Source organism: uncultured Peptoniphilus sp. (assembly GCF_946998875.1).
GTDB lineage: Bacteria > Bacillota > Clostridia > Tissierellales > Peptoniphilaceae > Peptoniphilus_A.
The window spans coordinates 128,895-150,353 of the sequence record NZ_CAMQAY010000002.1 but is presented as its reverse complement, the minus strand read 5'-3'; the positions used below and the strand labels follow the sequence as shown (position 1 = coordinate 150,353).

The window sequence follows — 21,459 nt, the reverse complement described above, 5'->3', positions numbered from 1 at the left end:
TGAATTATGAGAAAAAGCGAAAATGAAAAAAATTTTGAAGAAAGAATTAATACTGCTTTTAGAGAAGAGAATTTTAAAGAGATTGGCGATTTAATAGGCGAGGGAATTGACACGGCTATTGATGTTACAAAGTCTTCTATTAGCAAATTTATAAATAAAAACAAGAGAAATTTGCCCTATAGCGTGCAAAGTGATGACAGAATTATAAATCAAAAGCCAAAAACTGTAGATAGAGTTAAGACTTGGGGCTTTGTCGCAAAAGTCTCAATAGTGGGACATATTTTTGCTTTATTTGGTTTTCTCATGGATATGTTTGATACTTACGGGTCTATAAGAGAAGATCTCCCAGCTTTAATTTTTTGGGTTCTACCTGCCCTTGTTATTTCTTTCTATATAAATTACAGAGTAAAAAAAGATAAGAATCAAATAATTAGGTTTAGAAAGTACAATCGTGAAATTGGAAATAACACTGTAATTCCAACAGCAGACCTTGCAGCTATAACTGCAAAGCCTATAGATTTTACAATAAATGACCTCTTAAATATGATTGAAAAGGATTATTATAGACAAGCTCGCATCGTGGAAAATGGAGAACTTTTTATACTAGACTCCAATACCTATAAGCTCTACAAGGAAGAAATGCTTCGGGACCCCAAAGAAAGGTATGAGGAGTTAGAGGAAAAGGAAAACAGTGCTCTTGTAGAAGAATATTCAGCTAAGGCAAAAAGAGATGTTACAACTTTAACAGAAATGACTCCAAAACTTAGAGAGCCAATGAAAAGTAAGATAAGTGAATTTTTACAAATAGTTGGAAAAATTTTTGAACTTTTAAAGGAAAATCCAAATACAGCAAAGGATTTAGACAAGGTCATAAATTTTTACTTGCCAACTACAGTAAAACTCATGGATAATTACATCGACCTAAGTGAAAAACCAACAGATTCAGTAAAATCATCTTTAAAATCAATGGAGCAAACTATGGATTTAGTAAATGATGGATTTATGAAAATGTTAGATAATATTTACCAAGAAAAAATTATGGACTTATCAAGTGACATGAGCGTTTTAAAATCAATGCTTAGACAAGAAGGACTTTTAGACAAAGAAGACTTTAATTTAGGAGGAAAATAAAATGGATAAAGAAATAAAATTATCCCTAACAGATGATTTCGAGGATCTAAATAAGGATAATGAAGTGCATGAAATAAAATTAGTTGACGAAAAAAACGAAGTGAGATTAAGTCCTGAAGAAGAAAAACAAGTTGAAGAGTTTGCAAAGACCATTGACATAACAAATTCAAATATAGTCCTCCAATATGGAGTTGGTGCACAGAGAAAAATTTCTAACTTTTCAGAAAAGACTCTTGAAAGTGTCAAGACTAAAGACCTTGGCGAAGTTGGAAACTTGCTTTCTGGCGTGGTAAATGAATTAAAGAGCTTTGATGTAGATGAAGATGACAACAAATTAGTTGGATTTTTCAAAAAGCAACTTAATAATGTCACTTCTTTAAAGACTAAATATGATTCTGCAGAAAAAAATGTAAATAACATTATAAAGACACTTGAAGATCATCAAGTAACTTTAATGAAAGACATTGCCATGCTAGACCAAATGTATGAGCTAAATGAAAATTATTATAAGGAACTCAGCATGTACATACTTGCAGGCAGAAAAAAATTGGAAGAAGCCACAAATGTTGAACTTCCAAAACTTCAAGCAAGGGCACAAGAGACAAACCTACCTGTAGATGCACAAGTGGCAAATGATTATGTAAATATGATTAGTAGGTTTGAAAAGAAGCTTCACGATTTGGACTTAACTAGAATGGTTTCAATTCAAATGGCGCCACAAATTAGAATGGTCCAATCTTCAAACACAGTTATGGTTGAAAAAATCCAATCAACAATTGTAAATACCATTCCACTTTGGAAGTCTCAAATGGTAATTGCCCTAGGTGCAAATCATTCTAAGGAAGCTGCCAAGAGCACCAAGGAAGTAACTGATTTAACTAATAAACTTTTAAAGAAGAATGCAGAGACCCTAAAGCAAACTACAGTTGACACTGCAAGACTTTCTGAAAGAGGAATAGTTGACATAGACACAATTAAGCACACCAATGACCAACTTATATCAGCTCTAAATGAAGTTCGTCAAATTCAGCTTGAAGGCCACAAGAAGCGTGAAGAAGCATCACTTGAGCTAAGAAAGATTGAAGAAAACTTAAAGTCTTCACTAATAGAAATTGCCAATAAATAATTTTAAATTTGAAAATAAAAATTAATAAAATTATAAAAGCCGAGAAGAAATCTTCTCGGCAATTTTTTTCATAAAATTTTTTTAAAATTTAAAAATTTATCTAAAGCTTATTTTTCCATCTTCAATTGAATCAATAATGGCAAGGGAAAGTAAATCGTAGCCCATATCCCTAATAATTTTGCCGCCTTCTTGGAAGCCCTTTTCTATGGCAACAGATACTCCGGATATAGTTGCCCCTGCTTGATTTGCAACATCAATTAGTCCCTTTAGGGCATTTCCCTCAGCCAAGAAGTCATCAATTATAAGCAAGTTGTCTTCAGGAGACAAAAATCTTTTAGAAACTGTAATTGTATAATTTTTCTTTGTAGTGAAGGATTCAACCTTTGATTCATATACGTCATTTCCAATATTTAAAGTTTTTTGCTTTTTGCAAAAGACAACCATGGCATCGTCAAAATGTTTTGATGCAACAGTGGCAAGGGCAATGCCACTTGCTTCAATTGTTAGGATTTTATTTATCTTTTTATCTTTAAAATAAGATGCCATTTCTTCAGCAAGCTTATCCAAAAATTTTATGTCAAGTTGGTGATTTAAAAATGAATCTACCTTTACTATATTTCCATCTAAAATTCTTCCATCATTTATAATTCTATCTTCTAATAATTTCATTTTACACCTCTCGATTTATTTTAAGGCATTAGGATAAACTAATCAAGACCAGTAATTATTTATTAAAAAATATCTACTGGGGTATAATAAAGACATGAAGTACATATTTTTATTATTAATTTTTTTGTCTGCCTGCTCTAAGGACATAGTTTTAGATAGGATAGAGATTAATGATGTAAGTGCAGAAATTATTTCTCAGGACCATAAATTTGGCAGGGATTTAAAAATAAAGGCTAAGGGCAATGAATTTATTATTGATGTAGAGGAACTTAAACCTTGGAAAGTTGATTTATGCAATGTTGATGGAGGTGAGATGGAGCTTGCACTTGGCGTTTACAAAAAGACGCCCTTTGACCCAAAGTTTGCAAAGAGATGTTTCTTATACAATATTGACTTTAAAAATAGAAAGTTAAAGCCAAAACTTAGAATTTCGAGACTCTATAATCCTATTAGGGATTTTAATTTGTGCGATATTGATGGCGACTCTTATGACGAAATTATTTCAATCGAGAAAAATATTGATGGAAATTTTCTATTTGGCGTCTACGACTGGACTAACTTCGCCTTTCAAAGAAACCACGGCAGCATGATTTTAAAGGAAGAGCCAAAGTTTTTAGATAAGGAGAAAAAAGTTGAAATAGCTGGCAGGGAGAGAGAATTATATTTAGAGGGAGATGAAATTAAATGGAAGTAAGGAAAAAAATAATTATTGCTTCACTTATAGGGCTTTCGCTTTTAACAGGATGTAAAAATAATAAAGTGAACTTGCCAGAAAAGGAAGCGGCAAAAATTGAACTTAAGGATACAAAATTTTTAGATGAAATGGAAAATAAAACTACATACATTGACTATAAGCTTTCTGACTTTAGGCCAAGTGTGAAAGATTATAAAGTAGCTGAAGATTTTTCCAATGTTGTAAATTTTTCTAAATTTGGAAAATTTACAGAAAAACAAAAAGAAATGCTTTTAAAAAATGGCTTTGTAATTACTAAGCCAAAAAATTTAGAAGACAATGAGTACATGGAAGAACCATGGAACTATGAATTTGACCAAATTCACCAAATTTATGAAGACAACGAGTATAAAAACTTAGCAAGTTTTGTGACAACTGATTCAGTAACTCATATCTTCCACATTTTTTATGATGGATTTTTGAGAAATTTGGAAAAAGATGAACTCTATCCAAAATCTATTGACCTAAATAAAAAATTACTTGCTGAAAATATAAATCTTTTTAATGAAATAAAAAATGAAAGGTTAAGGGACATACAAATAAAAAATGTTGCCTTTATTGCTAGTGGACTAAAACTTTTGGGAGAAGAGCCTGAAAATTTGCCAGAAGAAGCAAAGACTCTTCTTGACGAAGAAATGAAAAATGTATCTCAAGAGGGAGTCACTAAATCTGTTATAAGTGGAAGGGACGTTGACTTTTCACAACTAAAACCAAGAGGACACTACACTCGCAGCGAAGAATTAAAAAAATATTTTTCAGGCACAATGTACTTTGGTCAAGTTGGACTATTTATTGATAAGGATGATAAGCCTGATGAAGACAGTATTTTGCAAGGACTACTTTTAACTCACTCAATTTATAAAAATCCTGAAATTTTAAAGACTTGGGAAGATTTAGTTGAGCCAATTGACTTCTTAGTTGAATCTGCTGATGACCTTTCTATAAGAGAGTATGCAAGGACGCTTTATGGAGTCTACGGAAAAGATTTTGACATCAATAAATTAGATGATGAGAAAAATTTAAGTAGTGCCTATAAAGTTTTAAGTGAGTATCCAGACCCACAAGTTGCTGGTTTTTTGGGCAAGTCTTTTAGATTTATGCCACAAAGAGCCGTTATGGATAGCGTCCTTATGCAAAATGTAGTTGACATAGCAAGGGATGACAAGCCATCTGATAGACCAATTTATTCTGGTCTTGACCTTATGACTGCCTTTGGTAATGAAAAGGCATTGGAAATTCAAAAGGAAGATCCTTATAATTCTCACTGGGATAAGTACAAGGAAAGGACAGAAGAAAATATTTCTACTGTGAAAAAAATGGAAGACTTAGATTGGCAAAAGAATATGTATCGTGGCTGGCTATGGATGTTAAAGTCCTATGACCAAAAATTTGGGGAAGGCTATCCTATGTTTATGAGAAATGATGCCTGGGAAAGAAAAGATTTAGTATCAGCTCTCGGTTCTTTTGCAGAATTAAAACATGACACTGTCCTCTATGGCAAGGCTGTCATGGCAGAAATGGGTGGCGGAGGAGATGTAGAAATTCCAAAATCCTATGTGGAACCAAATGTTGAGCTTTACGAAAAATTAAATTGGCTACTTGAATTTACAAAGGTCAATTTAAAGGATCGTCAAATGTTAAGTGAAAAGTATGAAGAAAAAATAAATAAGTTCCAAGCTATGGTAGTGAAGTTTAGAGACTTTTCTATTAAGGAACTTCAAAACGAGCCGCTAACAGGAGAAGAAATATCATACTTATTATATATTGGCGGAGAAATGGAAAGTCTAATGGTTGACTTCGTGGAGTCTTCTGACGAAAATCAAATTTCTAATTGGTATGAAATCCAAAATGCAACTGACAGGAGGATGCCAGTAGTAGTTGACTTAATGAGAGTTGTAGAAAATAGCGTTGGTCTTCCTAAGGATGAAATATTTAGCATTGGAACAGGCAAGCCAATGGAAATTTTTGTAATCTATCCTCATGAAGGAAAACTTTACATGGGTAGGGGAGCAACCTTCTCTTACTACGAATTTTTAAATAAGGAAAGACTTACTGATGAAGATTGGCAAAAGATGGTTTATGATGAAGCCACTGATTTTCCAACTTGGTATAAGGACCTTGTGACAGAAGAAAAGGAAGCTATAGAATTTGATAGCTATGGACCAGATTATGAAGAAAGCTTGTATAAAGAATAGTTAAAGAGGGCTAGTCCCTCTTTTTTCTTGCAAAATTTTAATTTTGAAATTAACATGTGTTATAATGTTTTGAGGTGATAATATGCTTTTAGAATTAGTTGAAAAGAGAAGAAGTATAAGAAAATTTACTGACGAAAAAGTTTCTGATGAGGACTTAAGGGAAATTTTAACTATTGCACTTCATGCCCCAACGGCAAAAAATAGAAATCCAGTGAGGTATATTGTAATTCGAGATAAAAAAAGGCTAGAAGAACTTTCTAACTTTAAGAAAAATTCGGCTAAGTTTCTTGCAAATGCAAATCTTGCCATTGCTGTCGTTACAGACAAAGAAATTGCAGCAAATACCAACCATCAAGATGCATCTATAGCTGCAACTTTTATTTTACTTGCCGCAGCTGACTTAGATCTTGGTGCAACTTGGGCTAATGTAGTTGATGCAAGACATGAATCAGGAATTTCTGCTCAAGAATTTTTACACAAATTTTTTGACTTAGAGGACAAGTTTGATGTGGAATGTATAATTGGCATAGGTCATCCCGCAGAAGAAAAGTCAGAAAAAGTTCCCTTTGAATATTCTGAAAATGTATTTGAGGATCTCAATGATAAAGTTAAATAATTTAAAAGAAACAGAAAAATTTGGAAGGTTTTTGGGAGAAAACCTAAGGTCAGGAGATGTTCTTTGCCTCAACGGAGACTTGGGAGCAGGAAAGACTACTCTCACGAAGAGCATTGCCCTTGGACTTGGCATTGATGATTATGTAACTAGCCCAACTTTTACCATAGTTAATGAATACTATGGCAAGATTAACCTCTATCACATTGATACCTATCGCCTTGACGACAAAGTTGATGTGGCTTATCTTGGCTTTGATGAATACTTTTATTCTGATGGCGTGACAATAGTGGAATGGGCAGAAAAAATTAAGGAGGCTCTTCCAGAGGAATATATTGAGATAAATATTTCATCAAGTGGAGAAACTAGAGAGCTTGAAATTATTTTTATTGGCAATAGATTTGAAAGGCTGAAGGAGAAATTAAATGAAAGTTTTGGGAATTGACACTTCTACAAAGACAACGGCAATAGGACTTATTGAAGACGAGGAAGTCCTTTGCGATTACAATTTAACAGGTCGCGTGGCCCACTCTGAATCTGTAACAGATATGATTCATGAAATTTTTAAAAAATTTGAATTTACCCTAGAAGACATAGATTTAATTGCTGTGGGTCTAGGTCCAGGGTCTTTTACAGGTTTAAGAATTGGCATTACTATAGCCAAGGTCATGGCTTTTGCCCTTGATGTAGATGTAATTGGAGTTTCATCTCTTCTTGCAAATTCCATGTCAGATTATGGCATTGTGTCAACAATAGTTGATGCAAGGCGTGGCAATGTATATGCTTCAATAATAAAAAATGAGGATGAGCCAGAGGTTCTATTTGAAGATGAAATTTTATCCTTTGAAAAATTCAAAGATGAACTCAAAAAATACCAAGAAATAACTATTGCAGGACTTGATGGAGATAAATTTATTGGAGAAATTAGTAATGGCAAATTGTCAAAAAATAAGGCAATGAGGGGCTCAAACATTGCAAGGCTGGGTCTAATAGATTACAAAAAAAATGGTCCTATGGACGCCTTTAATTTAGTTCCTAATTATTTGAAAATTTCTCAGGCAGAAGCACAATATGAAAAGAATAACGAAACTGGCAAATAAAAATGATGTAGATGGAATCTATGAAATTGAAGCAGCAAACTTCGACTTTCCTTGGTCAAAAAATGCCATAGAAAATTCCATTATCAATGATGACTTGCAGGACATAGTAATAACTGAAGTCGATGGAATCATAGTAGGCTACATAAGCTACATGATAGTCTTCGATGAGATTCACATAGCAAATGTTGCTGTGAGAAGTGAATACAGGGGACAAAAAATTTCTCTTGACCTTTTTGATTTTTTGACAAAAAAAGCAGACGAGGAGAAATTAAAAATAACTTTAGAAGTTGCAGAGAAAAATAAAATTGCAATTAATTTATACAGAAAATATAATTTTAAAATATCAGGAATTAGAAAAAATTATTACGGCATTGACAGAGATGCCTATATAATGTGGAGGGAGTGATGAGATGAAAGTTTTGGCAGTGGAATCATCATGCGATGAAACTTCAGTTGCCGTCGTGAAAGATGGTCGCGAAGTTTATTCAAATGTAATTGCATCCCAAATTGACACTCACAAAAAATTTGGCGGAGTTGTGCCTGAAATTGCATCAAGACAACATGTTGAGGCTATAAATACAGTCTTAAAGGAAGGACTTGACCAGGCGGGCGTAAAGCTAGAAGATATAGATATTATTGCAGCTACAAAGGGACCAGGTCTTATTGGTGCACTTTTAGTTGGACTTAGTGCAGGGAAGGCTCTTGCACTTGCTACAGGCAAGCCCTTTGTTGGAGTTAACCACATAGTTGGTCATGTATGTGCCAATTATATTTCCTTTAAGGATTTAGAGCCGCCCTTTATTGGCCTAATTATTTCTGGTGGTCACACTTATTTAATTGAAGTTAAGGACTATGTTGACTTTAGGCTTCATGGAAGAACTGTTGACGATGCAGTGGGAGAAGCCTTTGATAAGGTTGCAAGATCCCTTGGACTTGCCTATCCAGGAGGGCCACTAATTGATGCTCTTGCAAAAAATGGAAAAGAGACTATAGAATTTCCAAGAGTTATGATTAAGGAAGACAATTACAATTTTTCCTTTAGCGGACTTAAGACAGCCGTCCTAAATTATTTGAATAGCACAAGGCTTCGTGGCGAAAAAATTGTCACAGAAGATGTGTGCAAGTCCTTCCAAGAGGCAGTAGTTGATGTCCTTCTTGAAAAATCCTTTAGACTTGCAAGGGAAAAGGATATGGATAAAATTGTTCTCTGCGGCGGAGTTTCTGCCAACTCAAGAATTAGAGAGGCCTTTGAAGAAAGGGGAAGAGAAGAAAATATAAAAATTTCCTATCCTGAACTTAAACTTTGCACGGACAATGCAGCCATGATTGCATCAGCTGCTTATTACGAATATATGGCAGGAAAAGTCGATGAAGAAAATTTTGCAAATCCTAACTTAGGTTTAAAGTAATTTTGCAAAAAAATAAAAAGTGCATCTCTGCACTCTTTATAAATTATTTATAAATTTTAAAATTTCCATCTTAGAAAGATTATTTTCAAAAACTTCTAAGTGGTCAATGCCCATGATGTCGTGGGCATTTTTTATGCCCTCTTGCACTAGTTTTTCTACAGAATAAAGTTCTCCAAAGTCAGAATTTTTTGAAGAGATGAAGAATAAATTGCAAATTTTATTTACATTTCTCTTGTAACTTTCTCCAGGGATTTTTTTGTAGTTTTCAAAAACTGAAATGCCTACATTTTTTAAATTAAATCTTAAATCTGCGTAATTCTCTTCTAAGTTAAACATTTTAATTACTTCGAAGAAGAAATCCTCGCCATTTAAAGCCTTAAAGGCATCACCTACGAAAATGGAATTTTTATTTGGATTTAAAATTTTTAAAATGACCTCATTGCCAATAATTTTTGCAGAGATGCCAGACTTTACTTTGAAGATGAAAAAATCATTATCTTGCAAATTTTTCTTTAACTTCTTTATAAAGGAGTCATCAGAAAATTCTAAATTGACAAATAAAATTGAAGAGTCAGTGGTCTTTCCTTGGATTTCCTTGTAAATATTTTGTGAAGAAAAATTATTTTTTGAAATATAGCTAGATAAAATTTTCTCTGGAATCTTTGTTGTGTTTCCCAGTGCCAAATTTGACAGATAAGTTGGAGATTCAATGGAAATAATGTCCTTTAAATCAGTTAAAACTTCTTCAACTTGCTCATTCTTTTCAAAAGTTAGTTTATCTACATAATTATCTTTAGCATTGAAGTCTATAAACTTATACTCGTCATAAAAGTTTACGCCAAGCTCAATTAAATAGTCCCTTAAAAATTTATAAATTCTATCTGTATCCATATCAAAATAAGATTCTGAGCCTATAAAATCTAATAAAGCTTCCTTTAATTCATGACTAGGAGAAGTTGATTTTAGGTTGTAGATGCTAGCCAAATAATAAAATAAATTTGAATTTAAAAAGTCAGTGAATAAAAAATATTGTTCAAGGGAAGTTTTATCATCTAAGTTCATGGGAGCTAGCATTAGCTTGTATAATTTCTTTTTGCTTGCTTCATCAACTTCTAAAACTTTAGAAAATTTATTTAATGACAAGTCTAAAAGCATGGGCTTTTCTTTTTTTGCAATTTTTTCAGAGATTTTATTTACCTCACCTTCATCTAAAATATTTTTCAAAACCTCATAGGTGTTTTTAAAATTAAATTCTGAAAATCTATTGTCAAAGGTTGGATAATTATTTTCGCCTTCCTTTATTTTTACAAATTCATTAAAGTTTTTAGTGTAAATATTTATATTAAGTGGCTCTAAGTTTGCATGATTTATAAGGGCGTAGGCAAGGGCTAAATTTCCAAAGCCGTCGCCAAGTAAGTAAGCTTTTGAGTTTTCATCGCGATTAGGCATTAAGACTTTTACTTCATCATCGGAAACTTTTTTTGCAGCAAAAATGGCAGCAGAAATTGTTGCAGCTGCAATAGCTAGTTTTTTGATGTCATCTTTTCTTGACATAATCTCACCTCTTTTTAGTTTTACCCAATTTTTACAAGACTTAATTCAATTTGTTAAATTGTTTTTTTACAAGTATAATAAGGACTGGAGGGATTAACTTGAAAAATTATAAATTAATCGAAGAAAAATATATAGACGAAGTTGCATCAAATTGCAAAGTCTATTCTCATATAAAAACTGGCGCAAAAGTGTTGACACTGGAAAATAATGACGAGAACAAGGCCTTTGGTATTGGTTTTAGGACACCACCTGAAAGGGGCAATGGAGTTTGTCACATTGTTGAACACTGCGTACTTTCTGGTTCAAGAAAGTTTAAGACTAAAGAGCCCTTTATGGATTTAATAAAGTCATCACTACAAACTTTTTTAAATGCCATGACTTTTCCAGACAAGACAATTTATCCTGTATCAAGTAGAAATGAAAAGGACTTTTATAACTTAATGGATGTCTATTTAGATGCAGTTTTTTATCCAAGCATCTATGAAGAAGAAAAAATATTTCTACAAGAAGGATGGCATTACGATTTAAAAAGTGAAGATGATGAGTTAAAATACAATGGCGTTGTCTATAACGAAATGAAGGGAGTTTATTCTTCATCAGAAAATATTGTATCTGATGCCATGATATTTAATCTACACGAAAATTCATCCTATGGTGTGGACTCTGGTGGCGATCCAAAACTTATTCCAAGCCTTTCCTATGAAGAATTTAAAAATTATCACAAAAAATATTATCATCCATCAAATTCTTACATCTACCTTTACGGAAATCAAAATATGGAAGAAGCTCTTGATTTCATAGACAAAAATTATTTAGCTGACTTTGATAGACAAGAAATAAATTCAAAAATAATTTTAAATGATGAATTAAAGGCAACTGAGGATGTTGAGATAACTTTTTCTGCATCAAAGGAAGAGATGAAGGAAAAAATCGACTATCTTTCCAAGGGCTGGACTATTGGCTATGCTGATTCAAAGATGGATGTCTTCATGCGCGATTTATTGGCTGAACTTTTAATTGATGCTCAAGCTGGACCACTTAAAAAGGCAATCCTTGAAGCAGGACTTGCAGAAGATGTCTATTCAGAAACTTCATCTTCACTTCCACTTGACCTTTCCATTGTTCTAAAAAACACTGACGCAGATAAAAAAGATGAATTTTTAAAAATTTTAGAGGAAACTTTAAGAGATTTAGTAAAAAATGGAATCGACAGAGATTTACTTGAAGCAACTTTAAATAAATTTGAATTTATCTTTAGAGAAGGCGGCGGCACACAAAAGGCAATAATTTATTATATAAGGGCCCTAAACTCATGGCTTTACGACCAGTCACCACTTGACGCCTTGTATTACAACGATGTTTTATCTGAAGTTAAGGAAAAACTTGATGACAAGTTCGTGGAAAATTACATCAAGGAAAAGTTAATCGACAACAATTATTCTGTAAATTTATCAGCAAGACCTGAACTTGATAAAAATGAAAGAGAAGAAAAAGAATTAAGGGAAAAACTAAAATCTTTAAAGGAAAAAATGACTAAGGAAGAAAGGGAAGAAGTCATTAAAAAAAGCCTTGAGCTAGAAAAATATCAAAGCCAAGAAGACTCTCTTGAAGCAAAAAAGACTATTCCATCTCTTGAACTTTCTGACATTGACGAAAAAGTCACAGACTATGAATTGGAAGAAGATAAAATTGGAGATGTCTTTTACTTAAAGTCTAATCAAGAGACAAATGGCATTGTCTACACAACAATTTCTCACGATATTTCTTTTATTGAAAAAGATGAAATTGAAACAATGTCTCTTCTTCTATCCTTAATCGGACTAATTGACACGAAAAATTATTCTTACGAAAAATTAAATAACGAAATTTATAAATCAACAGGTGGCATTACCTTTAATCCAACTGTCTATGTTGACTCAAAGGACAAGGAAAAATATTCTCTTAGAATGAACATCAAGATGAAATCTACTGCAGATAATGTAAAGAGAGGCCTTGAAATAGTTGAGGAAATAATGAATAATTCAATTCTTGATTCAAAAAAGAGAATTAAGGAACTTTTAAACATGTTGAAGTCAAGAGTTGAGTCCACAATGTTACAAAATGGACATCAATTTATAATTTCAATTTTAAAATCATACTACTCAAGGGTTGCAGACCTCCAATCTCACCTAGGGGGACTTGATTATTATGACTTCATGAGAGATTTAGTGGAAAACTTTGAAGACAGATGGAAAGAATTTGAAAACGAATCTGAAAAAATTTATAAGAAATTATTTGTAAGAGATAATCTAATAATTTCAACAACGGGGAATATTTCTGACTTAAATAAAATTAAGTATGACTTAAAAAATTATATAGAAAAATTAAAAGTTAAGAATGTAAAGCCTTGCCCATATAAATTTAAAAGTGACAATAAAAATGAGGGATTCTACACAACTTCCAATGTAGTCTATGTGTCAAAGGGCTACGACCTTGAAGAACTGGGCATAAAATACACAGGAGACCTTACAGTTCTTGCCAACATATTAAATTCATCCTACCTTCACAACGAAATTAGGGCAAAGGGAGGAGCCTACGGTGCAGGTATTACCATTGGAAGAAATGGCGACATGGCAACCTACTCTTACAGAGACCCAAATTTGAAAAACACTGTAGAAGTTTATGACAGCATAGGAAAATTTGTAGAGAATTTAAAAATGTCAGAGGTCGACTTAAAGGACTTTATCATCGGCTCTATGAATGCCTTTGACCCACTCCTATCACCAGAACAAATTGGAGATATAAATTTATCAAGATTTATAACTGGTCTCAAAACAGAAGATATAGAAAAATCTAAAAAGGAAGCCTTGGAAACTAAGGTAGAAAAATTAAATTCCTATGGAAAAATATTTAATGAAGCCATGAAGAAAAATTATCTAGCAGCCTTTGGCAGTGAAAGTATTATTAGAGAAGAGGGAGACCTATTTAAGGAAATAAAATCAATTAAATAGTTGGAGGATTTATGCTAAATTATCCTAAAATATTAGAAAAAATTGAAAAATTAATGAAAGAGGCATCGAAAATTTTCTTTGACTTGGACCCAAAAAATAATTTTGAAATGAAGGGCAGAAATGATTTCGTCACTGAAGTTGATTTTGAAGTGCAAGAATTTTTAGAAAAAAATCTTTTAAATTTAATTGAAGGCTCCAACCTTCTGGCAGAAGAAAAGGACAAGTCCAGTGAAGACTTAAAGGAATACACCTGGGTCTTGGACCCCGTAGATGGCACAACAAATTTAGTCCACGGCTTTAATCACTCTGTTATAAGCCTTGCTCTTGTGGTAAATTTTGAAATAGTAATTGGAGCAATTTATGATCCCTTTAGAGATGAATTTTTCTCTGCAATTAAGGGTCAAGGTGCAAAATTAAATGGAGAGGAAATAAAAGTTTCTTGCGATAAAAATTTTTCTGACACCTTAATTGGAGCTGGCACTGGAGGAGGCAGGGTGAATCGTTCCGATGAGACCTTTGAAATGCTTAGGTTTATTTTTGATAGGACCAATGGCATAAGAAGGCTTGGGACTGCTGCCTTAGAGATGTGTTATGCAGCTTGCGGCAGGTACGATGCCTTTATTGATGATGCCCTAAATCTTTGGGACTATGCTGCTGGCAGCTTAATAGTTAGAGAAGCAGGTGGTCTTGTCATAAATATGCATGGCGAAGAAGTAAACTGTGAGAGACAGGGAGGCATAATTTGTGGCAACAGACTGGCAGTGGAAGAACTGAAAAGATTTATATATTGATAACACGGCTTATGCCGTGTTTTTTACTTTTTAAAAGACAAAAAAGTGGATATAATTAAATTAAGAAAATTTACATACAATAAAAATTAATTTTACAAAAATTTTACAATCTAAGATTAAGATATTTGAGAGGGGATTTATGAGACACGCAATAGTAGATATAGGTTCAAATACAATAAGGCTTATTGTCTTTGATATTAAAGAAAATAGCAAAAACTTTAAAAAGGTTTTAAACAAGAAGTACACTGCAGGACTTATAAGTTATGTGCACGATGGCGAGCTTTCTGGCAAGGGAATAAAAAAACTTATTAAGACTCTTTCCAGCATAAAAAATATTGTCCTAGAACTAAATGTGGACACTTTTTCGCCCTTTGCAACGGCTTCACTTAGAAATTTGGAAAACACTGAAGAAGTCCTAGAAGAAGTAAAAAAGGATTTAGATATTGACATTGATGTCTTGGAGCAAGTTGACGAAGCCTTCCTTGGCAATGTGGGCATAAGAAGTGAAATTAGAGTAGATAGAGGAGTTACTATTGATATTGGTGGTGCCAGCACAGAAATAGTTTATTTCGAAGTAGATGGACCTCAAGAGTTTATCAACTTAAAGACAGGCTCACTGCTTCTTTTTGGAGAAAATGTATCAAGAATTTTGCCAAAGAAAAGTGAAATTCGTTCAATTGAAAAGGCTGTAATAAGAGAAATTAATTCTTCACATTTTTCTGCTAAATCAAATAAGTTAATAGGAATAGGTGGAACTATAAGAACAACTGGTAAGGTAATTGCAGATTTGTGGTCTTCAGATGAAGAACATTTTACTCTAAAGGATATCTACAAGCTCCTTGATCTAATTAATGATAGGAACACTGAGACTATTAGGTCCATTATTAGGATTAATCCTGCCCGAATACACACCTTAATACCTGGCATCATTATTTTAAAAACTGTAATGGAAAAACTTGGAATAAATGAAATCCAAGTTTCTGACAATGGTCTTAGAGAAGGTTATTTAATTTATAAAGTATTGGAAGGTAATAATGAAATCTTATTTTCAAAATAGAGAGCTGTCCTGGCTCAGATTTAACGAGAGAGTTTTATTGGAAGCAACTGAAGAAAGGGTACCAGACCTTGAAAAATTAAAATTCGTCAGCATTTTTGTTTCAAATTTAGATGAATTTTTCATGGTGAGGGTGGGCTCTCTTCACGATCTCTCTTCTCTAAAAAAAGAGGTTAAAGACAACAAAACTGGCATGAGTGCAGAAGAGCAAATTAATGCAATTTTAAAGGCCTTGCCAGAAATGTACAGAGAAAAAGATGAAATTTTTAAAAATGTAAGCGAAAGTTTAGAAAAGTCCAACATCAAAAAGTTAAAATACAGTGATTTAAATTTAGAGCAAAAAAAGTTTGTGGAAGATTTTTACATGAAGAGAATTGACCAATTGGTGTCTCCTCAAATTGTTGACTTAAATCATCCCTTTCCTTTTTTAGAAAACACTAAGTTATATGCCTTTGCTCATCTTGAAAAGAACAAAGAAAAGGTCTTTGGAATAGTTCCTGTAAGGAATACTTATCCAAAATACTTACTTCTTCCTGGTGAAAATGTAGAATATATTTTGATGGAAGAAATTATTTTAAATCAAATTGATCAAATTTTTAAAGAATATAAAATTTTATCAAAGAACATAATTAAGGCAACTAGAAACACTGACTTTGTCGATGACAGAGACACTTGGGAAGAGTTTGACGACTACACAGAATACATGAAGAGCATATTAAAGAAGAGAAAGAGACTTAATGTTGTAAGACTTGAATCAGAAGGAAAGCTTTCCAAGCAGGCTCTCAGCTTTTTGCTAGAAAAAATTGAACTGACTGAAGATGCTTACTTTCCTCTTGAGTCACCTCTCAATATGAAATATGTTTTTAGCTTAATTGATGAAATTCCACAGGCAATAAAGTCTAAACTCTTGTATGAAGATTTTATTCAATTTAATCCAGCTGACTTTACGATAAGTGTTATTGATGATGTAAGGCATAAAGATAGAATTTTATCCTATCCTTATGAAAGCATGGATACTTTTTTAAGCCTATTAAAGGAAGCAGCCAATGATCCTGACTGTAAATCTATAAAAATTACAATTTATAGGCTTGCAAAAAATTCAAAAGTTGTAAGATACTTGACAGAAGCGGCACAGAATGGCAAGGAAGTTACAGTTTTTGTAGAATTAAAGGCAAGGTTTGATGAAGAATCAAATATAAATTATGCCAATATACTCTATGAAGAAGGCTGCAATATTATTTATGGCTTTAACAAGTACAAGATGCACTCAAAAATTTGCCTAATAACCTTTAGGAATCCTAAGACAGAAAATTTGACTTACATCACACAAATTGGCACAGGAAATTATAACGAGTCAACTGCAAAACAATACACTGACTTTTCACTAATGACTGCAAGCCCAGAGATTGGTCTTGATGCTACAGACTTTTTCAAAAATATGTCCATAGGAAATCTAGACGGCAAGTATATGCACCTCTTGCAGTCCCCAACTACATTAAAGACTGGCTTAATGCATCATGTGGAAAGCGAAATTGCAAAAGGGGAAGATGGATACATCCTCTGCAAATTTAATTCCCTAACTGATAAGGACTTTATCGATAAATTTATCGAAGCTTCACAAAAGGGAGTCAAAGTAGATTTAATAATCAGGGGAATTTCTTGTCTACTTCCTGGCATTAAAGGTCAAAGCGAAAACATAAGGATTAGATCAATCGTTGGAAGGTTCTTGGAACATCCAAGGGTATATGTCTTTGGAAAAGAAAATCCAGTGATGTATATTTCTTCAGCAGACTTGATGACTAGAAATACAGAGAACAGGGTGGAAATAGCTACCCCAATCCTAGATTCAGAAATTAAAGAAAGAATTTTAAAATATTTGCAAGTCCAAATGGAGGACAATGTCAGTGAAAGACTTATGAATAGCAGTGGTGAATACGAAAAAATAAAAAAAGATGAGGAAGAATTTTCGTCTCAAAAATATTTTGTAATGGAAGCTGAAGAGAAAAATTTTGCTGCAAAAAGTAAGGTCGAAAAAATAGTTGAAGAAAAAGAAAAAGTTGTAAATAAAGAAAAGAAAGAAGAATCTTTCTTTGGCAAATTATTAAAAATTTTTAAAAAATAAAAATTCATAAATTAATATTGGACTTCTAGGCACATCCTAGAAGTTTTTTTACTAATAATTTACTATCTTTTATAAAACTTTATACATTTCTCTTATACCATTTAGGTATTAGTATTGGAGGCATTTATGAAAAAAATTATTTTAAAGTTAGGACTTATTTCTCTAACATGTATGTCCTTATTTGTACCTGCCTTTGCTGCAGAAACTTATCAAAAAAATGATAGCGACAGAGGATTTGTAAGAGAGCTTTCTTCTTATTCAGTGGGAAGAGCAAATGCAGATGGTGGAGTTGCTGAAATTGTGACTTACAATAAAGATGATAAAATTTTTTATGTAGTAAGTGGTGTGACACAAAGCATTGACCTTGTAAAAATTAATAGTGATGGAAGTACAGAGTGTAAGAAGAGAATAAATATAGGAGATGTCTTAAAAGGTCAAGATATAAATGTAGGAGATATGACCTCAGTTTCTTATTCCGATGAAAAAAAACTTCTTGCTGTTGCAGTGCAAGATGAAGATTACAAAAATAATGGTCACATAGTAATACTAGATAAAGATGGAAATTATAAGGAAGCTTATGAGTGTGGAGTTCAACCAGACATGGTAACCTTCAATAAGGACGGAAGGTATGTTTTATCTGCAGATGAAGGTGAGCCAAGAGAAGGTTATGATAATGGAATTGACCCCAAGGGCAGCGTAACAATTATTAATGTTGAAGGTAAAAGTACAAATAAAGTTGAATTTAATATTACTAGAGATAAAGCTTTAAAAGACGGTCTTCTTTTAAAGAAAGATTCAAATCCAGTAGAAGACCTTGAGCCAGAATATATTGCTATTTCTGATGATAATAAGACTGCTTTTGTATCACTTCAAGAAAATAATGCCATAGCTTCAATTGATATTGAAAGTGGAAATATTAATTATGTAAAGGGTCTTGGCTTTATTGATCACAGTGCAGAGGGCAATGAAATAGATGCAGTTAGGGGAAAGGGTAAAAATGCAAAAATTGACATAAAAAATGATAATTTCCTAGGAACTCCAATGCCAGATGGAATTGCCTTTCTATCAAAGAATGGAAAAGATTATATATTAACTGCCAATGAAGGCGATGCAAGGGAATGGGGCAAAAAGAAAAATAAATACGAAAACACAAAATCTAAAAAGTTTGACAAAAAGGCTGACAAGAAAACTGAATACCTCGATAATGATAAGACGGATGGACTAGACGAAAATAAAATTTATCTTCTAGGTGGCAGATCTTTTTCAATTTATGATGCAAGTGATTTGACAAGAGTTTACAACTCTGGCTCAGACTTTGAAAAAATCACAGCGAGAAAATTTCCTGATTTCTTTAATACAAGTAACGACGAGGATAAAGGTCCAGATGAATTAGATGCAAGGTCAAATAAAAAGGGTCCTGAACCAGAAAATGTTGAAGTCCTAAAAATAAAAGATAAGACTTATGCAATAATCGGTCTTGAAAGAATTTCTGGCATTATGATTTACGACATCACAGACCCAACAAATCCAGTTTATAAAGATTATTTTAACAACAGAATTTTTGTGAAGTCTGTAGAAGATGGAGAAGAAGTTGGACTTGAAGAAAGAGGAAATATTGGACCTGAAGGTCTTTGTGCCATAGAAAAAGAGGACTCTCCAACGGGTAAACCTCTAGTCTTAGTGGCAAATGAAGTTTCAGGCACAGTACAGGTGATTGAGTTTGATTATCAAGAAGATGAAAATAAAGGTAATGATAAGATTGAAATTCCTTGGACAAGAATCGAAGATAATGCTCATTTAAATAATGAAAACTTTGATAATTTAATTTTTAGAGATCACAGGGAAAAAAATTATCCAGTAATAAGAAGTTTTACTCAAGAGAAAAAATCTATTGAAGAAAAGAAAAATAAAAATATTCATGAAAAGCAATACAAGTTCTTTATTAACAAAGATTTCTATCTAGTTATTAGTGGAAGTGACGACAATGAAATAAAAATTGATGTGGCACCAATAATTGAAAATGACAGGACACTTCTTCCTATGAGAGTAATTGCTGAAATTTTGGGAGCAGAAGTTAAGTGGGATGAAGATGCAAGGCTTGCTACATTCATTAAGGAAGGAAGATTAGTTAAAGTTTATATCGATTCATCAGAAATAGAAGTAAATGGAGAGAAGGAAGAACTTTATGCAAAGGTTAAAATTGTAAATGATAGAATTCTTCTTCCTCTTACAAATATTTCCAAAGCCTTTAATCTTACTAATGGAAATACAGAAGATGGAATGGAACAAAATATTGAGTGGAATAATCTTGAAAGGTCAATAACTTTAAAAGACATAAAATAAACTTAGTAAAATTTACTCTAAAAAACTCCTAGGATTTAATTTCTGGGAGTTTTTTTTGTGATGCCTAAAAATATTGTATATATTTATATTTTTCTCTAGCAAAATTTCTTACCTAATAAAAAGCTTGCAAAAATCTTTTTTACAATTATATTACTCAAAATTTTTATAAAATATACAGTTTTTCATTAAAATTAAGGCAATTCTATTTGTTACATTAAAAGGTGTCAGTAGCTTAATTAGTTTTGAAAAACTATTGACAATTAAATATTAAATTGATAATATCTAAGAGGCTCATATTTTGAGTGAAAGTGTGCCTAGGGATCCGGGCTTTGCCAAGGACCGAGCGGCACGGGTACTTTTTTAAGTATCACACCTTAGGGAAAAAAGCCCAGAGGGGTAGGTTTTACAAAATCTGCCTCTTTGGGCTTTATTTTATTTTACTGGAGGAAATTATGAAGACTATTTACCAAGGAAAAACTAAGAATGTTTTAGAAGAAAATGGAAGATGTTATCTACAATTTAAGGATGATATGACAGGAACTGACGGAGTTTTTGATACTGGTGGAAACCAAGTAGCTGGTAGTATTGAAGGTGCAGGAAAAGAGTGCTTAAAAGTTACAAAATACTTCTTCGAAAGAATTAAAGAAGCTGGTATTAACACTCACTACATTTCTGCAGATGTTGATAATAATTTAATGGAAGTAAAAAGAGCAAAAGTTTTTGGTAAGGGTCTTGAAGTTATTACAAGATTCAAAGCAGTAGGTTCTTTCTACAAGAGATATGGTCTATATGTTGAAGAAGGTCAAGATCTTCCTGAATATACAGAAATAACATTAAAGGATGATGGAAGAGATGATCCTCTAATTACAAGAGAAGGTCTTGCTGTTCTAGGTATTTTAAAAGTTGAAGATTATGACAAGATTGTTGAAATGAATAAGAAAATTGCTAAAGTTGTTAAAGATATTTTAGCTGAAAGTGGACTTGATCTTTACGATATCAAATTTGAATATGGTAGACTTGAAGGTTCTGACGAAATCGTATTAATTGACGAAGTTAGTGGTGGAAACATGAGAGCTTATAAAGATGGCGAATATGTAAAACCACTTGATGTTTCAAAATATTTAAATATTTAAGGAGTAAAAATGAGAGTATCAATTATTATGGGTTCAATTTCTGACAGAGAAATTGCAGATAAAATCGTTGCAAAATTAATGGAATTTGGAATTGAGTATGACGCCAAAGTAATTTCTGCTCACAGAGCCTTAAATCAGTTGCAAGAATATGTTAAAAATGCTGAAGATGAAAGCCAAGTTTTCATCTCAATTGCAGGAAAAGCTGCTCACCTTGGTGGTGTAATTGCAGCTCTTACAACTAGACCAGTCATTGGAGTTCCTGTTAAGAGTTCTACTCTTGACGGACTTGATGCACTTCTTTCCACTGTTCAAATGCCAAGCGGAGTACCAGTTGCTACTGTTGCAATAAATGGTGGAGAAAATGCTGCAATTTTAGCAGCAGAAATTTTAGCTATTTCCAATGATAATTTAAAGGAAAAGTTAAAGAAATTTAGATCTGACATGTCAGAAAAAATTGCAAACACCGATTATGTTTACGAAGGATAAAAGGAGCGGA

The 21,459-nt window shown here is 32.7% G+C and carries 18 protein-coding genes; 16 read left to right on the top strand and 2 right to left on the bottom strand.

Annotated elements, in window-relative coordinates; all coding sequences use genetic code 11:
• Positions 1–6: 6 nt before the first annotated feature.
• Positions 7–1,131, top strand: a complete 1,125-nt coding sequence (locus tag Q0U74_RS01930) for a 5-bromo-4-chloroindolyl phosphate hydrolysis family protein (RefSeq protein ID WP_297392424.1) — start codon at positions 7–9, stop codon at positions 1,129–1,131.
• 1 nt (position 1,132) lies between these two features.
• Positions 1,133–2,257, top strand: a complete 1,125-nt coding sequence (locus tag Q0U74_RS01925) for a toxic anion resistance protein (RefSeq protein ID WP_297392423.1) — start codon at positions 1,133–1,135, stop codon at positions 2,255–2,257.
• Positions 2,258–2,353: 96 nt separating this feature from the next.
• Here Q0U74_RS01925 and Q0U74_RS01920 read toward each other — a convergent pair whose 3' ends face one another.
• Positions 2,354–2,926, bottom strand: coding sequence for a xanthine phosphoribosyltransferase (locus Q0U74_RS01920; protein WP_297392422.1), 573 nt, complete (start codon positions 2,924–2,926; stop codon positions 2,354–2,356).
• 94 nt (positions 2,927–3,020) lie between these two features.
• Here Q0U74_RS01920 and Q0U74_RS01915 point away from each other — a divergent pair, with 94 nt between their 5' ends.
• From Q0U74_RS01915 to tsaD, 7 genes are all read left to right on the top strand, one after another.
• A complete protein-coding gene (locus Q0U74_RS01915) occupies positions 3,021–3,620 on the top strand; it encodes a hypothetical protein (protein WP_297392421.1) in 600 nt (199 codons plus the stop codon).
• Complete coding sequence (locus Q0U74_RS01910) at positions 3,611–5,854, top strand: DUF3160 domain-containing protein (protein WP_297392420.1); 2,244 nt, start codon at positions 3,611–3,613, stop codon at positions 5,852–5,854. The genes Q0U74_RS01915 and Q0U74_RS01910 overlap by 10 nt, the downstream gene beginning before the upstream one ends.
• Before the next feature lie 82 nt (positions 5,855–5,936).
• A complete protein-coding gene (locus Q0U74_RS01905; protein WP_297392419.1) occupies positions 5,937–6,470 on the top strand; it encodes a nitroreductase family protein in 534 nt (177 codons plus the stop codon).
• The gene (gene tsaE / locus Q0U74_RS01900) at positions 6,454–6,912 is read left to right on the top strand and encodes a tRNA (adenosine(37)-N6)-threonylcarbamoyltransferase complex ATPase subunit type 1 TsaE (RefSeq protein WP_297392418.1); all 459 of its coding nucleotides are present in this window, start codon (positions 6,454–6,456) and stop codon (positions 6,910–6,912) included. Before Q0U74_RS01905 ends, tsaE begins: the two co-directional genes overlap by 17 nt.
• Positions 6,893–7,567 carry a tRNA (adenosine(37)-N6)-threonylcarbamoyltransferase complex dimerization subunit type 1 TsaB gene (tsaB, locus tag Q0U74_RS01895; RefSeq protein ID WP_297392417.1) on the top strand — a complete coding sequence of 225 codons (675 nt, stop codon included), beginning with the start codon at positions 6,893–6,895 and terminating at the stop codon, positions 7,565–7,567. The genes tsaE and tsaB overlap by 20 nt, the downstream gene beginning before the upstream one ends.
• On the top strand, positions 7,539–7,973 hold the full coding sequence (rimI, locus tag Q0U74_RS01890; RefSeq protein ID WP_297392416.1) for a ribosomal protein S18-alanine N-acetyltransferase: 435 nt from the start codon (positions 7,539–7,541) through the stop codon (positions 7,971–7,973). Before tsaB ends, rimI begins: the two co-directional genes overlap by 29 nt.
• 4 nt (positions 7,974–7,977) lie before the next feature.
• Positions 7,978–8,976: a tRNA (adenosine(37)-N6)-threonylcarbamoyltransferase complex transferase subunit TsaD gene (gene tsaD / locus Q0U74_RS01885; RefSeq protein ID WP_297392415.1), complete on the top strand. Its 999-nt coding sequence runs from the start codon at positions 7,978–7,980 to the stop codon at positions 8,974–8,976.
• Positions 8,977–9,012: 36 nt separating this feature from the next.
• Here the strand turns inward: tsaD and Q0U74_RS01880 are convergent, their stop codons facing one another.
• Positions 9,013–10,530 carry an oleate hydratase gene (locus tag Q0U74_RS01880; protein ID WP_297392414.1) on the bottom strand — a complete coding sequence of 506 codons (1,518 nt, stop codon included), beginning with the start codon at positions 10,528–10,530 and terminating at the stop codon, positions 9,013–9,015.
• Positions 10,531–10,628: 98 nt separating this feature from the next.
• Here Q0U74_RS01880 and Q0U74_RS01875 point away from each other — a divergent pair, with 98 nt between their 5' ends.
• The 7 genes from Q0U74_RS01875 to purE all read left to right on the top strand — a co-directional run bounded on the left by Q0U74_RS01875 (position 10,629) and on the right by purE (position 21,449).
• On the top strand, positions 10,629–13,520 hold the full coding sequence (locus Q0U74_RS01875; RefSeq protein WP_297392412.1) for an insulinase family protein: 2,892 nt from the start codon (positions 10,629–10,631) through the stop codon (positions 13,518–13,520).
• Positions 13,521–13,531: 11 nt separating this feature from the next.
• Positions 13,532–14,311 (top strand): inositol monophosphatase family protein, encoded by a 780-nt coding sequence (locus Q0U74_RS01870; protein WP_297392410.1) that lies wholly within the window; start codon positions 13,532–13,534, stop codon positions 14,309–14,311.
• Between the two features lie 139 nt (positions 14,312–14,450).
• Positions 14,451–15,368 carry a phosphatase gene (locus Q0U74_RS01865; protein WP_297392408.1) on the top strand — a complete coding sequence of 306 codons (918 nt, stop codon included), beginning with the start codon at positions 14,451–14,453 and terminating at the stop codon, positions 15,366–15,368.
• Positions 15,346–17,487 (top strand): polyphosphate kinase 1, encoded by a 2,142-nt coding sequence (ppk1, locus tag Q0U74_RS01860; RefSeq protein WP_297392405.1) that lies wholly within the window; start codon positions 15,346–15,348, stop codon positions 17,485–17,487. The genes Q0U74_RS01865 and ppk1 overlap by 23 nt, the downstream gene beginning before the upstream one ends.
• Before the next feature lie 126 nt (positions 17,488–17,613).
• Entirely contained in the window at positions 17,614–19,830 is a 2,217-nt protein-coding gene (locus tag Q0U74_RS01855) for a choice-of-anchor I family protein (protein ID WP_297392403.1), read from the top strand.
• A 452-nt stretch (positions 19,831–20,282) separates the two neighbouring features.
• Positions 20,283–20,963, top strand: a complete 681-nt coding sequence (locus tag Q0U74_RS01850) for a phosphoribosylaminoimidazolesuccinocarboxamide synthase (RefSeq protein ID WP_297392401.1) — start codon at positions 20,283–20,285, stop codon at positions 20,961–20,963.
• 9 nt (positions 20,964–20,972) lie between these two features.
• Positions 20,973–21,449 carry a 5-(carboxyamino)imidazole ribonucleotide mutase gene (gene purE, locus Q0U74_RS01845; RefSeq protein WP_297392399.1) on the top strand — a complete coding sequence of 159 codons (477 nt, stop codon included), beginning with the start codon at positions 20,973–20,975 and terminating at the stop codon, positions 21,447–21,449.
• Positions 21,450–21,459 lie beyond the last annotated feature (10 nt).

Excerpts from the sequence above, each read along its gene's own strand:
- Q0U74_RS01930 (WP_297392424.1), top strand. The coding sequence starts at position 7 with ATGAGAAAAAGCGAAAATGAAAAAAATTTTGAAGAAAGAATTAATACT.
- Q0U74_RS01925 (WP_297392423.1), top strand. The coding sequence starts at position 1,133 with ATGGATAAAGAAATAAAATTATCCCTAACAGATGATTTCGAGGATCTA.
- Q0U74_RS01920 (WP_297392422.1), bottom strand. The coding sequence starts at position 2,926 with ATGAAATTATTAGAAGATAGAATTATAAATGATGGAAGAATTTTAGAT.
- Q0U74_RS01915 (WP_297392421.1), top strand. The coding sequence starts at position 3,021 with ATGAAGTACATATTTTTATTATTAATTTTTTTGTCTGCCTGCTCTAAG.
- Q0U74_RS01910 (WP_297392420.1), top strand. The coding sequence starts at position 3,611 with ATGGAAGTAAGGAAAAAAATAATTATTGCTTCACTTATAGGGCTTTCG.
- Q0U74_RS01905 (WP_297392419.1), top strand. The coding sequence starts at position 5,937 with ATGCTTTTAGAATTAGTTGAAAAGAGAAGAAGTATAAGAAAATTTACT.
- tsaE (WP_297392418.1), top strand. The coding sequence starts at position 6,454 with ATGATAAAGTTAAATAATTTAAAAGAAACAGAAAAATTTGGAAGGTTT.
- tsaB (WP_297392417.1), top strand. The coding sequence starts at position 6,893 with ATGAAAGTTTTGGGAATTGACACTTCTACAAAGACAACGGCAATAGGA.
- rimI (WP_297392416.1), top strand. The coding sequence starts at position 7,539 with ATGAAAAGAATAACGAAACTGGCAAATAAAAATGATGTAGATGGAATC.
- tsaD (WP_297392415.1), top strand. The coding sequence starts at position 7,978 with ATGAAAGTTTTGGCAGTGGAATCATCATGCGATGAAACTTCAGTTGCC.
- Q0U74_RS01880 (WP_297392414.1), bottom strand. The coding sequence starts at position 10,530 with ATGTCAAGAAAAGATGACATCAAAAAACTAGCTATTGCAGCTGCAACA.
- Q0U74_RS01870 (WP_297392410.1), top strand. The coding sequence starts at position 13,532 with ATGCTAAATTATCCTAAAATATTAGAAAAAATTGAAAAATTAATGAAA.
- Q0U74_RS01865 (WP_297392408.1), top strand. The coding sequence starts at position 14,451 with ATGAGACACGCAATAGTAGATATAGGTTCAAATACAATAAGGCTTATT.
- ppk1 (WP_297392405.1), top strand. The coding sequence starts at position 15,346 with ATGAAATCTTATTTTCAAAATAGAGAGCTGTCCTGGCTCAGATTTAAC.
- Q0U74_RS01855 (WP_297392403.1), top strand. The coding sequence starts at position 17,614 with ATGAAAAAAATTATTTTAAAGTTAGGACTTATTTCTCTAACATGTATG.
- Q0U74_RS01850 (WP_297392401.1), top strand. The coding sequence starts at position 20,283 with ATGAAGACTATTTACCAAGGAAAAACTAAGAATGTTTTAGAAGAAAAT.
- purE (WP_297392399.1), top strand. The coding sequence starts at position 20,973 with ATGAGAGTATCAATTATTATGGGTTCAATTTCTGACAGAGAAATTGCA.